This is a genomic window from Amycolatopsis dendrobii, from assembly GCF_014145675.1.
GTDB classification, from domain to species: domain Bacteria; phylum Actinomycetota; class Actinomycetes; order Mycobacteriales; family Pseudonocardiaceae; genus Amycolatopsis; species Amycolatopsis dendrobii.
Window position 1 is genome coordinate 584,631 of the sequence record NZ_JACGZW010000003.1, and the last position, 15,558, is coordinate 600,188.

17 protein-coding genes are annotated in these 15,558 nt (G+C 70.2%); 4 read left to right on the forward strand and 13 right to left on the reverse strand.

The window, feature by feature from the left end; translation table 11 throughout:
• Positions 1-12 precede the first annotated feature (12 nt).
• From H4281_RS11085 to H4281_RS11105, 5 genes are read right to left on the reverse strand one after another with little or no spacing between them, the layout of a single operon-like run.
• Positions 13-477: a hypothetical protein gene (locus H4281_RS11085; RefSeq protein WP_182890770.1), complete on the reverse strand. Its 465-nt coding sequence runs from the start codon at positions 475-477 to the stop codon at positions 13-15.
• Positions 474-1,631, reverse strand: coding sequence for an ArsA family ATPase (locus H4281_RS11090; RefSeq protein ID WP_182890771.1), 1,158 nt, complete (start codon positions 1,629-1,631; stop codon positions 474-476). Before H4281_RS11090 ends, H4281_RS11085 begins: the two co-directional genes overlap by 4 nt.
• A complete protein-coding gene (locus H4281_RS11095) occupies positions 1,632-2,069 on the reverse strand; it encodes an SRPBCC family protein (protein ID WP_182890772.1) in 438 nt (145 codons plus the stop codon).
• Positions 2,070-2,096: 27 nt separating this feature from the next.
• On the reverse strand, positions 2,097-2,891 hold the full coding sequence (locus H4281_RS11100; RefSeq protein ID WP_182890773.1) for a metallophosphoesterase family protein: 795 nt from the start codon (positions 2,889-2,891) through the stop codon (positions 2,097-2,099).
• Positions 2,892-2,900: 9 nt separating this feature from the next.
• Positions 2,901-3,311, reverse strand: coding sequence for a hypothetical protein (locus H4281_RS11105; protein WP_037809839.1), 411 nt, complete (start codon positions 3,309-3,311; stop codon positions 2,901-2,903).
• 112 nt (positions 3,312-3,423) lie between these two features.
• Here H4281_RS11105 and H4281_RS11110 point away from each other — a divergent pair, with 112 nt between their 5' ends.
• Positions 3,424-5,220, forward strand: a complete 1,797-nt coding sequence (locus tag H4281_RS11110) for an AMP-dependent synthetase/ligase (protein WP_182890774.1) — start codon at positions 3,424-3,426, stop codon at positions 5,218-5,220.
• Positions 5,221-5,322: 102 nt separating this feature from the next.
• Here the strand turns inward: H4281_RS11110 and H4281_RS11115 are convergent, their stop codons facing one another.
• The 3 genes from H4281_RS11115 to H4281_RS11125 form a co-directional block, all read right to left on the reverse strand.
• Positions 5,323-5,781, reverse strand: coding sequence for a YbjQ family protein (locus H4281_RS11115; protein WP_182890775.1), 459 nt, complete (start codon positions 5,779-5,781; stop codon positions 5,323-5,325).
• A 27-nt stretch (positions 5,782-5,808) separates the two neighbouring features.
• A complete protein-coding gene (locus tag H4281_RS11120; RefSeq protein ID WP_182890776.1) occupies positions 5,809-6,903 on the reverse strand; it encodes an FAD-dependent monooxygenase in 1,095 nt (364 codons plus the stop codon).
• Between the two features lie 69 nt (positions 6,904-6,972).
• A complete protein-coding gene (locus tag H4281_RS11125) occupies positions 6,973-8,211 on the reverse strand; it encodes an aspartate aminotransferase type Ic (RefSeq protein ID WP_182890777.1) in 1,239 nt (412 codons plus the stop codon).
• A 71-nt stretch (positions 8,212-8,282) separates the two neighbouring features.
• Between H4281_RS11125 and H4281_RS11130 the strand changes: the two genes are divergently transcribed.
• The 3 genes from H4281_RS11130 to H4281_RS11140 are packed head-to-tail and all read left to right on the forward strand — an operon-like array spanning position 8,283 to position 10,920.
• Positions 8,283-8,765, forward strand: coding sequence for a hypothetical protein (locus H4281_RS11130; protein ID WP_182890778.1), 483 nt, complete (start codon positions 8,283-8,285; stop codon positions 8,763-8,765).
• A gap of 44 nt (positions 8,766-8,809) precedes the next feature.
• Complete coding sequence (locus H4281_RS11135; RefSeq protein ID WP_182890779.1) at positions 8,810-9,955, forward strand: GDSL-type esterase/lipase family protein; 1,146 nt, start codon at positions 8,810-8,812, stop codon at positions 9,953-9,955.
• Between the two features lie 23 nt (positions 9,956-9,978).
• Positions 9,979-10,920 (forward strand): methylenetetrahydrofolate reductase, encoded by a 942-nt coding sequence (locus H4281_RS11140; protein ID WP_182890780.1) that lies wholly within the window; start codon positions 9,979-9,981, stop codon positions 10,918-10,920.
• Here H4281_RS11140 and H4281_RS11145 read toward each other — a convergent pair.
• Genes H4281_RS11145 through H4281_RS11165 form a run of 5 tightly spaced genes read right to left on the reverse strand, consistent with a single transcriptional unit; the run spans position 10,898 to position 15,537 of the window.
• On the reverse strand, positions 10,898-11,386 hold the full coding sequence (locus H4281_RS11145) for a hypothetical protein (RefSeq protein WP_237598683.1): 489 nt from the start codon (positions 11,384-11,386) through the stop codon (positions 10,898-10,900). The two genes, H4281_RS11140 and H4281_RS11145, sit on opposite strands and share 23 nt — an antisense overlap.
• Positions 11,383-11,913: an Rv1363c family protein gene (locus H4281_RS11150; RefSeq protein ID WP_376771848.1), complete on the reverse strand. Its 531-nt coding sequence runs from the start codon at positions 11,911-11,913 to the stop codon at positions 11,383-11,385. The genes H4281_RS11145 and H4281_RS11150 overlap by 4 nt, the downstream gene beginning before the upstream one ends.
• Positions 11,913-13,154 carry an MCE family protein gene (locus H4281_RS11155; RefSeq protein WP_182890781.1) on the reverse strand — a complete coding sequence of 414 codons (1,242 nt, stop codon included), beginning with the start codon at positions 13,152-13,154 and terminating at the stop codon, positions 11,913-11,915. Before H4281_RS11155 ends, H4281_RS11150 begins: the two co-directional genes overlap by 1 nt.
• Positions 13,154-14,344 carry an MCE family protein gene (locus H4281_RS11160; protein ID WP_182890782.1) on the reverse strand — a complete coding sequence of 397 codons (1,191 nt, stop codon included), beginning with the start codon at positions 14,342-14,344 and terminating at the stop codon, positions 13,154-13,156. The genes H4281_RS11155 and H4281_RS11160 overlap by 1 nt, the downstream gene beginning before the upstream one ends.
• Positions 14,341-15,537: an MCE family protein gene (locus H4281_RS11165; RefSeq protein WP_182890783.1), complete on the reverse strand. Its 1,197-nt coding sequence runs from the start codon at positions 15,535-15,537 to the stop codon at positions 14,341-14,343. Before H4281_RS11165 ends, H4281_RS11160 begins: the two co-directional genes overlap by 4 nt.
• Positions 15,538-15,558: the final 21 nt, after the last annotated feature.

The window sequence follows — 15,558 nt, forward strand, 5'->3', positions numbered from 1 at the left end:
TACGGTCAGCAATCAGTTCTCCCGCTCCGGCTGCCAGTCCGCGCGCTTGCGGACGACGATGTGCTGGACCCGCGACGACGGCTCCGCCGAGGACGCGGTCGCGGACGCGTGCGCGGCGGGCCGGAAGCCGGGCATGTGCACGCCTTCCTCCGGCTCCCACCGGTCCGCGAGCACCGCCCGCAGCAGCGCGACGAGCTGAGCGGCCTGTTCGAGGACCCTCGCCACGAACTCCGGCCGCTCGCCGCGCACGACGGCGACGATCGCACACAGCGGGCACCAGCCGCATCCGGAAGTGCTGTCCTCCACACCCGGGTCGCCCGATCCGCCCGGTTCCTCCGGAGCGCCGCCGTGCCCGGCGGCCATGACGCCTTCCAGCCACGGCGCGGCGCGTTCGATCACCATCTCGACCAGCAGCCGGATCTCCTCGGCCAGCTTCAGGCCGTCCGAAAAAGACCCCGCCTCGTGTTCTTCGCTCATCCGGATCCCCGGTTCCCGGCCAGGCTGACCACCAGGCCGTCGGCGTCGGATTCCGCGCCGGTGATCCGGCACGGGCGCAGCGTCTCGGGCAGTGCGACCAGGCGGCGGAACCCGTCCACGGTGATCGCCAGGTCGTCGTCCACGCGGGCGAGGTCGACTGCCGAATCCCGGTTCAGCGGGAGCGCGACCCGCAGCCGGAAACCGGCCCCGTCGGCGGCCACCGACAACAGCGGCGTGACCGGTTTTCCGTTGCCGGCCAACGGATCCCGGCTGCCGTACAGTTCGCGGGCCAGTTCGGCGAGAGCCTCGGCGCCCACGGGTTCGCTCGCCCGGTGCTCGACGCGGGCCAGCTCGCCCGGGCCGAATCCGGCCTCGGCCAGTTCCGCCAGCACCGCGTCCTGCTGGTCGCGGCGGGTGCGCAGCCACTTCGCCGCCGAACCGCGCCAGAATCCGGGCGCGGGCATGAGCCGGTTGGCGATCAGGCCGTCGACCGCGATGCCGCGCAGCGCCAGCGACGTCAGCGTGCGCCGCGCCTCGGCGACCACCACTCGTTCCGGTGTCAGCACCAGCCGCACCGTCGTCACGCGCGGATCGGTGAGCAATTCGCGCAGCGCGTCGAGATGCGCGCCGAGCTGCCGCACCGAAGCCGCGACGCGCCGGTTGCCGAATACCCGGCCCAAGTAGCCCGAAACGGCTTCCGGCAGGGAAAGCAAGCGCAGCGTTTCAGCGGTCGGACCGCAGTCGACCACCACGGTGTCCCACGGCCCCTGCGAAGCCAGTCGCCGCACCTCGCTCAGCGCGAGCAGTTCGTCGACGCCGGGCAGCACGGTCAGCTCTTCCGCGTCCAGGACGTCCAGACCGGCTCCGGCCAGCACTTTCCGCAGTTCGCCGCGCAGCTCGTGCCAGGTGCGGTCGGCCAGCGCCCGCGAGTCGACCTGCGCCGCCCAGAGACCGGCCGGCGCGCCGTCGCGGCGGATGTCCACTTCGGAGGGTTCGGCGCCGAGCGAAGTGCCGAACGCGTCGCCGAGCGAATGCGCCGGGTCGGTGGACACGACGAGCGTCTTCCTGCCGCGGCCGGCCAGCGCGGCAGCGGTAGCCGCGGCGAGCGTCGTCTTCCCGACACCCCCCTTGCCGGTGAACAGCAGGATGCGCATCTAGCCCTCTGCCCTGCGCTTGAGCTCCTTGAGCGCGGTGTCCATGACCATCTTCTCCGCCTTGCGCCGGAGCAGCCCGATCATCGGCAGCGCGAGCTCGACCGACAGGGTGTAGGTGACGCGGGTGCGCCCGCCGCCGAGCGGTTCGAGCGCGTACCGGCCGTTCTGCGCCTTCTGCATCTGGCCCTTGACCAGGTGCCAGCTGACGCCGAGACCGGAATCGTCCCAGTCGTATTCGAGCGTGTACACGTCCTTGATCGGCCCGGCGTCGAGGGTGAGCTTCACCTGTTTCGCCCTGCCCTCGTCGTCGGTCGCGAGCACCTCGGTCTCGCGGACCGCCTTGGCCCACTCCGGGTACGCGGGGAAATCGGAGATCACCGACATGACCCGCGCGGGCTCGGCGTCGACCTCGATGGACTGCGTGGACTGCTCGGCCATGGGACGAAGCGTAGCCGGACAGCACAGTCACCAGCGCAGCACGTAGGGCTGCCCGGTCTCCTTGAAGTGACCCACGTTACGGCACTCGGTGTGCCCGACCCGGCGTCGCGCGGCCAGCGGCTGGTGCACGTGCCCGAAGACGGACCAGCGCGGACGCTGCCGCCGGATCAGGTCCAGCAGCGCCCGCGAACCGAGTTCGGCGCGGCGGGCGACCACGTCGTAGGTCAGTTCGGGCACCGCGGGCGGGATGTGCGTGCAGAGCACGTCGACCTCGTCCAGCAGCGAAACCGCCGCGTCGAACTCCTCGCGGGCCCGCAGGTACGGCCGCCACGCCGCACCCTTGCGCGGACGCGGGAGCACGCCGTCCGGCAGCACCGCACCGCCGGCGAAACCGAACCGCAGGCCGCCGATGCTGACGACCTCTCCGTCGGCCAGATGCACGCCCTCGCCGGCGAACTCCGGCCACGCCGACGGCGCGTCGACATTGCCGGGGATCGCGTACGTCGGCGCGGTCATCGAAGCGAACAACGTGGAGTACTGCTCCCTGACCGCCTCGTCGACCGCGGCGGCCGGGTCGTCCAGGGTGGCCCACAGCGTGCGCGAGTAGGCGACCGTCTCGTCCCTGGTGCCTTCGCGGCGCAGGCGGGCGAATTCGCCGACCTTCTCCGCGCCGAACAGCACGCCCATGATGCCTTTGTCGTGGTCGTGGTAGTCGACGAAGTCGAGCAGGTCGCCGAGCACGACCAGCGCGTCCGCCCCGTCCCCCGCCCGCTTCAGCGCGTCGGCGTTGCCGTGCACGTCCGAAACGACGTGAACCCGCACAAGAGCCTCCTACTCGACGGGCCGGGGCGGAATCCCCGGCTCGCGCCCGTCCTCGAGGATCTCCTTCAATCCCAGCGCCACGTCCTTCGCCGCGCGCGCCCGCCGGTCGAATTCGCGGCGCAGTTCGCGCGGGCTCAGCTCGCGCGGCACGCCGCCGGGACCGGCAGGCGTGGCCCGGAGGAAGTAGTGCAGCACCGTGCCGTCGAGAACAGGTTCCAGCCAGACCTCCATGGTACCGATCAAGGCGCCCGTGACGGTCCAGCGCAGGCCCTTGTCCCCCCGGTCGGTGTAGACCTGCAACTCCAGGTCGGGCCAGTAGCGCCGCCACGAGCGCGGGTCGGCGAAGGCGGCCGCGACGGTCGACGGGGGCACGACGAGGAAGGTCTCGTCGACAAGATCGAGAGCTGGCGGTTCGTGCACCCGGACACGATGTCACGACCTCGCCGCGCGCCCCGTGCCAGCATGGTCTTAAGGTCTACGGCACGCTAAGTTGACTGGCGGGTAACCGCACGCGTCGAACACGGAGGTCCACGTGCGCGAATACAGCGCCCCCGCCGGGAAGCCGGTGACCGACGACGAGAACCTGGCCGATGTCGTCTGGGCGAACGCGGAGCGGTTCTCCGACGTGGTCAGCTTCCGGCGGCAGGTCGAGGGCACCTGGCTCGACGTCACCGCGAAGGACTTCGCCGACCAGGTCGCGGCCGTGGCCAAGGGCCTGATCGCGGCGGGCGTCGGGCACGGCGACCGCGTCGCGCTGATGTCGAAGACCCGCTACGAGTGGACGCTGGTCGACTTCGCGATCTGGGCCGCGGGCGCGGTCACCGTTCCGATCTACGAAACGTCGTCGCCCGAACAGGTGTACTGGATCCTCTCCGATTCCGCGGCCAAGGCCGTCGTCGTGGAGACCGGCGCGCACCGGAAAGCGGTCGACGAGATCAGCGGGCGGCTCAGCACGCTCGAGCACACCTGGCAGATCGAGGGCGACGCCCCCGCGGTCGACGAGCTGACCGCGCTGGGCGCCGAGGTCTCCGACGAGGACCTGCACACCCGCCGCCGCGGCGTCACCGCGAACGAGACGGCCACCATCGTCTACACGTCGGGCACCACCGGCCGGCCCAAGGGCGTCGAGCTGACCCACCGGAACCTGCTCGCCGAGATCCGCGCGGACATCGAGGCCTTCCCGGAGCTGATGGAGCAGGGCAACTCGCTGCTGTGCTTCCTGCCGCTGGCGCACATCCTCGCCCGCGCGATCGCCATCACCGCGCTCACCGCCCGGGTCACCCTCGGCCACACGCCGGACGTGAAGAACCTGGTCCCGGACCTCGGCACCTTCCGGCCGACGTTCGTCGTCGCCGTGCCGCGCGTGTTCGAGAAGGTCTACAACACCGCGAAGCAGAAGGCACACGCCGACGGCAAGGGCAAGATCTTCGACGCCGCCGAGGCCACCGCGGTCGCGTACAGCGAGGCGCAAGAAAAGGGCGGTGCCTCGCTCGGCCTGCGCGCGAAGCACCTGGTGTTCGACAAGCTGGTGTACGGCAAGCTCCGCGCCGCTCTGGGCGGCCGCTGCATCGCCGCGGTGTCCGGCGGAGCGCCGCTGGGCGCGCGGCTGGCGCACTTCTTCCGCGGCATCGGCGTGCCGGTGTTCGAGGGCTACGGCCTCACCGAAACGTCCGCCGCGGCGAACGTGAACACCAGCGCGGCGTTCCGCGTCGGCACTGTCGGGCGTCCGGTCGCGGGCACCTCGGTGCGCATCGCGGAAGACGGCGAGGTCCTGCTCAAGGGCGACGTCGTGTTCGGCCGGTACTACAACAACCCGGAGGCGAGCGCGGAAGCCCTCACCGACGGCTGGTTCCACACCGGCGACCTCGGCGAGCTGGACGCGGAAGGCTTCCTCAAGATCACCGGCCGCAAGAAGGAGATCATCGTGACGGCGGGCGGCAAGAACGTCGCCCCGTCCGGGCTCGAGGACACCATCAAGGCCGCGCCGCTGGTGAGCCAGGTGATGGTGGTCGGCGACCAGCGGCCGTTCATCGCCGCGCTGGTGACGATCGACGAGGAGTACTTCCCGGCCTGGAAGTCCCAGCACGGCAAGCCGGAAGCGGCGACGGTGTCGGAACTGGCCGAGGACGCGGACCTGCGCGCGGAGATCCAGGCGGCGGTCGACGAGGCCAACAAGCAGGTGTCGCACGCGGAGTCGATCAAGAAGTTCACCGTGCTGGCGAACGACTTCACCGAGGCGGGCGGCGAGATCACGCCGAGTCTGAAGCTGAAGCGGAACGTGGTGAACAAGAACTACGCGTCCGACATCGAGGCGCTGTACCGGAAGTGACCCCGGCGAAAAGACGGGCCCGCACCTTTTGCCGGTGCGGGCCCGTTTTCGTCCGTCACGGCCGCCGGGCGGCTCGACGCACGGGCAAGCCGGGCACGGGGCTCAGGCCTGCGGCGGCTGAGCCTGGTATTGCTGCTGCGGCGCCTGCGCGTACTGCTGCTGCGGGGCGGCCTGCTGCTGTTGCGGGGCCTGCTGTTGCTGCTGGGCGCCGTCCGGGACCACGTACACCGCGGTGCCGTACGCGGCGATCTCGCTGGCCGTGCCCGCGATCTCGTTGCAGTCGAAGCGCAGCGCGAGCACGGCGTTGGCCCCGTGCTGCATGGCCTCCTGGCAGAGCCGGAAGAGGGCTTCGTGGCGCGAGTCGGACAGCAGCTTGGTGAGGCCCTTGAGCTCGCCGCCTCCCATCGCCTTGAACCCGGAACCGATGTTGGAGAACATGTTGCGGCTGCGGACGGTGAGCCCGAAGACCTCGCCGAACACGCGGACTACGCGGTACCCGGGCAGATCGTTCATGGTCGACAGCAGGATCGGGAACTGCTGAGGTGGCGCGGCTTGAGTCATGCGCGGATCGTATCGTCGGCGAGCCGCTCACGCTGTGATTCGCGCGGTCCAGTCCAGATGATGCCGGTATGCCCATCCTCGCTCGCCGCCGACGTCGTTGCCCGCGCTGGCGGCCACGAGCTTCTCGACGCGGGCGCGGCGCAGCCGGTCGTAGGCCGCGAACGCGGCGGGCGCGTCCGGCAGATCGCGCAGGCACTGGCCGAGGACCACGGCGTCTTCCAGCGCCATCGACGCGCCCTGTCCGGCCGCCGGGGACGCTGCGTGCGCTGCGTCGCCGGCCAGCACCATCGACGGCGTCGACCACACGCGGGTGGTCGGCAGGTCGTAGGAGTGTCCGCCGTGCACGTCGTCGCCGGTCGCGGCCACGATCGCGGCGCACGGCAGCGGGTCGTCCGCGAAGGCGGCGCGGGCGAACTCTCGCCAGCCTTCCGGAGGGACGGCGGCGATCTCGGCCCGCGAGCGTTCGGAGTCGGGGACGCGGGCGAACCAGAACGTCGCGCCGCCGGGGTCGGTGGTGTAGCCGAACGCGGCACGGCTGCCGCGGAACATCCGGTAGATGCCTTGCGCGGCAGGAAGTCCTTCGGCGCGGGTGTAGCCGTAGACCACAGTGAGGCCGGTGAAGCGCGGCGGCTCGGCCTGCGGATCGATGAGCGTGCGGACCACAGAATGCAGGCCGTCCGCGCCGACGAGCACATCGCCGGACGCGGTGGTGCCGTCCTGGAAAGTCGCGGTGACGCCCTCCGCAGCGGAGACGAGGCGTTTGCCGTGGACGATCTCGACGCCGCGGCGTTCCGCTTCCTGTTGCAGCGCACGGTAAAGCGCGGCGCGAGTGAGGGTGCGCGGGCCGTCGAGTTCGCGGTCGAACTCGTGCGCGCCGAGTGTGGTTCCGTCCGGGCCGACGAGTTCCATGCCGGTCGAGGCGAAGGACGCCTCGATCACTGGACGGTCGGCGTCGATCGCGCGCAAGGCGTTCATGCCGTTGTGCATCACGACGAGGAACGCGCCCGCGTCCGCTCCCCCGCTGGGATGCGCCTCGTAGACGACCGGCTCGTGCCCGGCGAGTTGCAAGGCCATCGCCGTGACTGTGCCCGCGACTCCGCCGCCCGCGATCAGAACCCGCATCGTGCCCCCCCCTGGAAACGACTGTGCCGCCGCCACCGTAGCGGGTGGCGGCGGCACAGACCGGTCGATCTAGGCGCGCTGGGCGACCGCGAGCCGCACGCAGACGGCGAGGGCGCGAACGGCCTCCTCCACCTCGGCGAGCTCGGGGAAGGTCGGTGCGATGCGGATGACCGCGTCGGCCGGGTCGTCGCCGTGCGGGTGGGTGGCCCCGGCGGGGGTCAGCGCGACGCCCGCCTCCTTGGCCAGCCGCACGACCTCCTTCGCGGTGCCCTCGGGCACGGTCAGCGAGATGAAGTACCCGCCGGTCGGCTTGGTCCAGGTCGCCAGGTCGCTCAGTTCCTCGGCGAGGATGCGCTCGACGGCGGCGAACTTGGGCGCGATCAGCTCGGCGTGCTTGCGCATCAGCGCGCGGACGCCGTCGGCGTCCTTCAGGAACATCGCGTGGCGCAGCTGGTTGACCTTGTCCGGGCCGATGGTGCGCTTGCTCAGCACGCTCTGCCACCAGGCGAGGTTCGCCTCGGACGCGCCGAAGAACCCGACGCCCGCCCCGGCGAAGGTGATCTTCGAGGTGGAGCCGAACACGAACGCGCGGTCCGGGTTCCCGGCCTCGGCGCAGAGGGCGAGGATGTCGGCCAGCTCCGGCTCGTCCTCGGTGAGGTGGTGCACCGCGTACGCGTTGTCCCAGATGATCCGGAAGTCCGGCGCGGCGGCGGGCATCGCGGCGAGCCGGCCCGCGACCTCGGCGCTGAAGGTGACGCCGGTCGGGTTGGAGTACTTCGGCACGCACCAGATGCCCTTGACCGCGGCGTCCTCGGCGACGAGGCGCTCGACGACGTCCATGTCCGGGCCGGTCTCGGTCATCGGCACCGGGATCAGCTCGATGCCGAACCGCTCGGCGAGCGCGAAGTGCCGGTCGTAGCCGGGCACCGGGCACAGCATCGCGATCCGGGGCTCGTCGGCCCAGCGGCGCGCGGCGCCCGGCAGGGTGCTCAGCATCGCCTGCGCGATGGTGTCGTGCATCAGCTCCAGGCTGGAGTTGCCCGCGGCGAACAACTGCTCGACCGGCACCTGCAGCGCGCCGGCGAAGATGCGGCGCAGCTCCGGCAGCCCCTTGAGCCCGCCGTAGTTGCGGGTGTCGGTGCCGTCCTCGGCCTTGTACTGGCCGTTCGGCAGCGTCAGGAGATCCGCGGAGAGGTCGAGCTGCCGGGGCGACGGCTTGCCGCGGGTGATGTCCAGGGACAGTCCGCGCTCGACCAGCGCGGCGTAGTCGCGACGGGCAGTGTCGACATCGACAGGAGCTGTGGTCATACCACCACGCTAAACCGCTCGCGCAAGCCAGTTCGGGTGACCCCCGGCTCTCGTGGGCTAGCGTGGGTCCCGTGCGGTACCTGGTGCATGCCGAGCAACGGCAGTTCTCCTTGCGGGACAAGGACGCCTGGCGTCCCGGCGACGGCGGATGGACCGACGAGGCGGTCTCCGCGCACCGCGTCGCGGTAGAGCCGTCGTCGCTCTCCGTGGCGACCGCGCGCTCCGACTGGGTCGAGGTCGACGTGTCGGTCGGCGCATCCGCGCCGCCGGTGCTGCCGGACGCGTCGCACGTGGTGGAAGCCGATCTCGACGTCCCCGGCGGCGAGGCGACGCTGGCCGGTCCCGCCGGTTACGCCCGCCAGGAACACCGGATCGCGGTGCCGCCAGGGCGGTACCGGGTCCGAGTGTCCTATGTGGAGAGCGGCCCGCCGGACGCGGAATGGCACGACCACGAGTTCGGGGAGCATTTCCGGTACGTGCTGGACCTGTGGCCGTCCGCCGGGGCCGCCCCGGTCGCCGTGCTGCGCGAGGGCCCCGGGGTCTGGGACGGCTGATATCCCGTTGGCGGCGCACGGCCGCGGACGGCACACTCGGCGGCATGCAGTGGATCACCACCGAGATCGGCGAAGAGTTCGTCCGCGGCGCACTTGAGCTCGAACGCACGCCGCGGGGCTTGCTGCCGCACCGGCTGACCGCGCGGGCGCGGACGCAGAACACCGACAGCAGGCTCGCGATGGCGGAGACCCAGCCGTCCGGCGTGCGCCTGGCGTTCCGCACCGAGTCGACGGCGATCGAACTGGACACCCACCGCACGAAGGTCGGCTACGTGGGCGTGCCGCCGCTGCCGGACGGCGGCTACGACCTGATGCTGAACGGGCGTCCGGGCGGCTCCGCCACGGTGTCGGGCGGCGACGAACTGATCCTCGACATGATGACCGGCGAGGGCGAAACCCGCCCCGGCCCGCCCGGCACGGTCCGGTTCTCCGACCTGCCTTCGGGTGTCAAGGACGTCGAGATCTGGTTGCCGTACAACGAAACCACCCGGCTGGTCACGTTGCGCACCACTGCCCCGATCTCCCCGCTGCCGCCCGCCCGCCGGGTCTGGCTGCACCACGGCAGCTCGATCAGCCACGGCACCGGCGCGGCAGGCCCGTCCCAGACGTGGCCCGCGCTGGCCGCCGCTGCCGCCGGGGTCGACCTGATCAACCTCGGCTTCAGCGGAAGCGCGCTGCTGGACCCGTTCACCGCGCGGGCCATTCGCGACACTCCCGCCGATCTGATCAGCGTGAAGCTGGGAATCAACGTGGTGAACGCGGACCTGATGCGGCTGCGCGCCTTCGGCCCGGCCGTGCACGGGTTCCTGGACACGATCCGGGAGGGGCATCCGGACGTTCCGCTGGCGGTGGTCTCGCCCTGGCTGTGCCCGATCCACGAGGACACGCCGGGTCCGGGAGCACCGGATTTCAGCACCGGGACGCTCCGCTTCAAGGCGACGGGCGATCCCGCCGCCGTCGCGGAGGGGAAGCTGACGCTGAAGGTGATCCGGGAGGAACTGGCGCGGATCGTCCGGGATCGGAAGGATCCGGCGTTGTCCTGCGTGGACGGGCTTTCGCTGTACGGAGAAGCGGATTTCGCCGAGCACCCGCTGCCGGACGCGCTGCACCCGGACGCGGCGACGCACCGGTCGGCCGGGGAACGGTTCGCCAAGCAGGTGTTCGGACCAGGCGGTCCCTTCGCGGGATGAGGAGCGCTGCTAGTTTTCGAGCCATGGCGGACCACACTCTCCGGGCGAAGCTGACCGACTCCGGCAGCGGCGTCCTGCTGTTCGGCATCACCCCGCCTCGCCTCAGCAACACTCCCGAGCGGATCCGGGAGATCACCGCCGCCACGCTGGCGCGGCTGAGCGACCTCGACGTCGACGGCCTCGCCCTCTACGACATCGACGACGAGAGCGACCGCAACCCCGAGGAGCGGCCGTTCCCCTACCTGCCGACCCTCGACCCGGCCAGCTACCACGCGGACTATCTCAGCGGGTGGGACCGTCCGGCGGTCATCTACCGGTGCGTCGGCAAGTACCCCGAGGGCGAGCTGCGCGATTGGCTGCGGACCGCCGACACCGACCGCGTGCTGTCCGTCTTCGTCGGGGCCTCCTCGAAGGGCAAGGAGGTGCACACCCGGCTGTCCGAAGCGCAGGCATTGCGCCGGGAGGTGCGCCCCGACCTGCTGCTCGGCGGCGTCGCGATCACCGAGCGGCCCGACGAGCACCTGCGGCTGATCGCCAAACAGCAGGCCGGCTGCGCGTACTTCATCTCGCAGGTGATCTACAGCGCCGATGCGGCCAAGAGCATGGTCTCCGACTACTTCTACGCTTGCCGCGAGCAGCAGCTCGAACCCAAGCCGGTCCTGTTCACCCTCTCGGTCTGTGGTTCGGCGAAAACGCTGGCGTTCCTCAAGTGGCTCGGCGTCCACGTCCCGCGCTGGCTGGAGAATTCCCTGCGCCACGCGGACGACACGCTGGCCGAATCCTACGAGCAGTGCCTGGCGAACGCCCGCGAGCTGGCCGCTTTCTGCCAGAAGCTCGGGATGCCGTTCGGGTTCCTCGTGGAGAGCGTGTCGATCCGGAAGGTCGAGATCGAGGCGTCGGTGGCTCTCGCACGTGAAGTGAGCGGGCTGCTCGGCCGGGCGGTCACAGCGGATCCAGCGCGGTGATCTTCCACTGTCCGTCGGTGCGATGCGCGGTCACAGAAAGCTGGCCGACCGACGATTGAGGCGCTCCGCCGCCGGGCAGGATCGTTTGCTGGTCCAGGAAAAGCAGCAGGCTCGCGTCGTCGCCGTGCAGGGAGCGGACCCCGATCGCGCGCACTGTGGTTGTCCGGACGAGCTTTTCGTTCGCCGCGCGCTGACGGGCCGCGGTGAACTGGGCCTGGTACTGCCCCACGGCCGAGCCGGTCAAGACATCGGCCGCCGCACGAGCGGTGCGGTCCAGGTTCGCATAGTCGTAGGAAAAAACCGCCTTCACCGCAGCGCTCACCTGATCGGTGACCTGCGACGTCGCCTCGGTGTCGACCATCGCCTCGTCGTCCTCGGGTTGCAGCAGCGACGCCTGCACCCCGAACCACACCGCGCAGGCCAGCGCGACAGCCGCCACGGCCGCGGCAATCGTCCGCCGGTTCACGAGCCCACCGCCTGGACGCCGCCGATCTTCCACGTGTCGCCGTCTTGCGCGAAGTCCACGGCCAAGCGCGCCTGTTTCGCCGAAGGCGCGCCGTCGCCGGTGCTCACGCGGACGTTCAGGACCGCGATCAGCCGCGCGGTTCCTGCCGAAGGGTTCAGTTCGGTGACCGCGGCCTGCACCAGGGAAGCCGTCGACACGGTTTTGGTGCGTTTGGCGCGGTCGATCTGCAACTGCCGGTCGCCGGAGAGGTCTTTGCCGTACTGCCCGGTCGTCGCGGCGATCCAGCGGTCCACGTCGACCGCGCTCGTGCGGTAGTCGATCGTGTTCAGCGTGACCAGTTCCGTGCTCGCGGCGGCCAGCACCGCGTCCCGGGCGCGGCCGCGGGCGAGGCTGTCGTCCTGCGCCGCGCTCCACCATGACCAGCCGAACCACGCGGCGGCCAGCACCGCGACTACGGCCAGCACGGTCAGCACCCGTCCATTCAGGAAGGGCTGCTCCGCAACAACCTCCTCGCTTTCCTCAGCCATCACGAACCGCCCAGCAACGCCCCGAGCCCGCCCTTCAGCGGTGCGGTCAGCTGCCCCAGCAGACCCGGCAGCTGCTGCTGCGAACCCTGGTCCGAAGGCGCGGAAGCCTTGGGCGCGGCCGGAATCGCGGGCGGCTTCCCCGCGTACGGCGCGTTCTGCGCACCGCGCACCTCGGTCGGGCTGCCCGGCGGCTCCGCGCAGTAAGCGTTCATGTTGACCGGCGCTTCGCTCGTGTCATTGGCCGGACGCTGTTTCGTGCCTTCGTACCCCTTCGTGCACGAATGCGGATCGAAGAAGTTGAACACCACGCCCAGATGCCCGGTGCCGTCCGGCGAGGTCGACGGCGAGAACGCCGAGATCACCGGATAAGCCACCAGCAGCTCCTCGATCGCGTCCTTCCGCATCGAGGTGACCTGCGCGGTGGTGAGCGAGTTCGCGAACAGCACCCCGAGGTCGGTCCCGGACGTCGCGAGCACGTCGCTGATCTGGCGGCTCAGCTGCGGAGCCTCGTCGATCACCTTGCGCACAGCCGGATCCGACGACTTCAACTGTCCCGCGATCGTCTTCAGCCCGGACGCGAACGCCGTGATGTTCTGCGCCTGCCGCTCCTGGGTCGCGAAAACGGTGCGCGAATTCGCCAGCAACCCCTGCGTGTCCGGGACGTACTGGGCGGCCGTCGCGGTGAGCGAACTGGTGCTGTCCAGCAGTTTCTGCAGCTGCGGACCGGAACCGGCGAACGCGTCGTACGTCTCGTCCACCACCGTCTTCAGCGATTCCGGATGGACGCTCGCGACCAGGCCGTCGAGATGGGTCAGCACGGAATCCGGCGTCGCGGGCAGCGACGTGCGATCCTGCGCGATGACCGCGCCGTCCTCCAGGTACGGCCCGGATTCGCGGTCCGGCAGCAGGTCCACGAACTGCTCCCCCACCGCCGACCGGTTCGCGACCTGCGCGTGCAGCGCGGACGGGATGTCCGGGCCGCCGGAGTCGATGTCGAGCCGGACGTCGATGCCCTGCGGGGTGAGCGTCATGGCCCCGACCCGGCCGACCGTCACGCCGCGGTAAGCGACCTCGGAGTTCACGAAAACCCCGCCGGAGTCGGGCAGTTTGAGCGTGACGTGGTAGCCGCGGTTGCCGAAGATCCGGTCGAGACCGGCGTAATGCCCGCCCGCGTAGGCCACCGAAACGACGGCGATCGCGAAGAACACCAGCAGCTGGATCCGGACTTTGCGCGTGTTCATCAGCCGCCTCCCAGCAGACCGCCGAGCAACCCGCCCAGGCCCGGTTTCGCTCCGCCCGTAGCCGGGGTGTTGGGCAGCGGCAACGGCAACTGCGGCAGCTGCGACGTCCCTTGCCCGGCGGCAGGCGGCGTGGCCGCGGTCGAGGGCGGCGTCGGCAGCTGGAACGGCGGCTGCGACGAGTTCGTGAAGTTCTGCACCAGCTTGTCGAGATCGAGGTTGATCCGCGCGTCGACGTTCGCGTAGTCGCCCTTGATCACGTTGCCCGCGTAGTCCGGGAACGGGTAGGTCAGCAGGATCCGCAGCGCGTTCGGCAGATCCTTGCCCGCCGCGCTGAGCTGGCGCAGCGTCGGCTCCAGCGCCTTGAGGTTAGCGACGAGCTGGTCCCGGCTGCGGTTCACCGTGTCGACCGCGACGCCGGACAGCTTGTTCAGCGCGTTCAGCATCCCCACCAGCTGGTCGCGCTGGTCGGCGACGATCTTCAGCCCCGGCGCGAGTTTGTCCAGCGCGGTGGCGATGTTCTGCTTCTGCCCGGCGAGCGTCGTGGACAGCTTGTCCAGTCCGTCGATGGCGCGCAGGATCTCGCCCTTGTGCCCGTCGAGCTGGGTAGCGAGTTCGTCCACTCGGGACAGCAGCGCGCGCATCTGCGGTTCGTTGCCCGACAGCGCGTCGTTGAGTTCGCGGCTGATGTTCTGCAACTGGTCGACGCCGCCGCCGTTGAGCAGCAGCGACAACGCGCCCAGCACCTCTTCGATCTCCGGATTGCGGTTCGTGCGCCCGAGCGGGATCTGCGCCCCGTCGGCGAGCTTGCCCGCGGGCTTCTCCGCGGCCGGCGCGCTCAGCTGCACGAACTTCTCGCCGAGCAGGCTGGACTGGCGCAGTTCGGCCCGCGCGTTGGCGGGCAGCTGGACGTCGCCGTTCACCGTCATCGACACGAGCGCGGACCGGGTGTCCGGGGTGAGCGCGATCCGGTCGATCCGGCCGACCGCGACGTCGTTCACCTTCACGTTCGCCTGCGGCACCAGGTCGAGCACGTCGGTGAACAACGCGGTGACGTGGTACGGGTGGTCGCCGACGTCCGGGCCGCCGGGCAACGGCGTCGAGTACAGCCCGTTGAACCCGCCGTCGCTGCACCCGGCGAGCACCAGCACCCCGGCGAGCACGCCCGCCAGCCGTTTGCGGAGGCGTTTCACTTGGCGCCTCCGGGTTTCTGCGTCAGCACGTCCGACAGCGGCAGCGGCAACGGCGGCAGCTGGCCGTTCTGCAGCGAGTTCAGCGCCTGCGGGATGGACGGCAGCTTCAACGTGCCGTCGAGCACTGGCGCGAGCTTCTTGCAGATGTTGCCGAGCGTGTCCGGAAGCGGTTTCGGCGTGCCCGCGCTGATCAATCGGCAGATCGTGAGGATCGGCGGATTGGTGATCTCGTTCAGGTTGTCCCGCACCGCGATCGTGCCGGACGCCGCGTCGTAGGTGTTGATGAAGTTCGTCGCCCCGGTCGGCGCGATGTCGAGCACCTCGGCGAGCGCGGCCCGCTGGTCCACCAGCACCTTGGTCAGCGACGCCAGTTTGGCCACATTGGACGAAAGCCCGTTCTTGTTGTCCGCCACGAACTGTTTCACGTCCTGCAGCGACGTCGACAGCGAATCGAGCGCGGCCCCGACGTCGTGCGAATCGTCGGCGAGGAAGCCGCTGACGTCCGCGAGCCGCTGGTAGAACTCGTTCAGCTGACTGTCGCTTTGGGACAGTGCGGAGGTGAAGGAGTTCAGGTTCTTCACCGTGGAGAACAGGTCGTCCTTCGAATCGTCGAGCGTGCCCGCCAGTTCGGCGAGCCTGCTGACGGTCGAGTTCAGGTCCTTGCCGTTGCCCTTGAGGTTGGCCGCGGCGGTGTCCAGCAGATCGGAGAACGCGCCGTTTTTGTTGGCTCCGTTGGGTCCGAGCGCGGTGGACAGCTTGTCGAGGCTCGCGTAGAGGTCGTCCAGTTCGACGGGCGTCGCGGTCTTGTCGCGCGGCAGCACGGTTCCGCTCGCGAGCGTCGGGCCGCTGTCGTAGGCCGGGGTCAGCTGGACGTACCGGTCGCTCACCAGGCTCGGCGAAACGACGACCGCGCCGACGTCCTTCGGGACCGGGACGTCGTCGTTCACCTTCATGTCCACGCGCACCGCCTGGCCTTGCGGCGTCACCGCGGTGACCTCGCCGACCGCCACGCCCAGCACTCGCACCGACGAACCGGCGTACAGGCCGACGGTTTTGCCGAAGTAGGCCGAGATTTTGGTGCCGCCCGTATCGCGCAGCACGAGGTAAATGCCCGCCGTGAGCAAAAGCGCTGCCACACAAGCAAAGCCAAGCCAGGTGACCAGATTCCGTCCGGCACGAGTTTCGACCGTCATGACGCCTCCGCGGGAAAAATT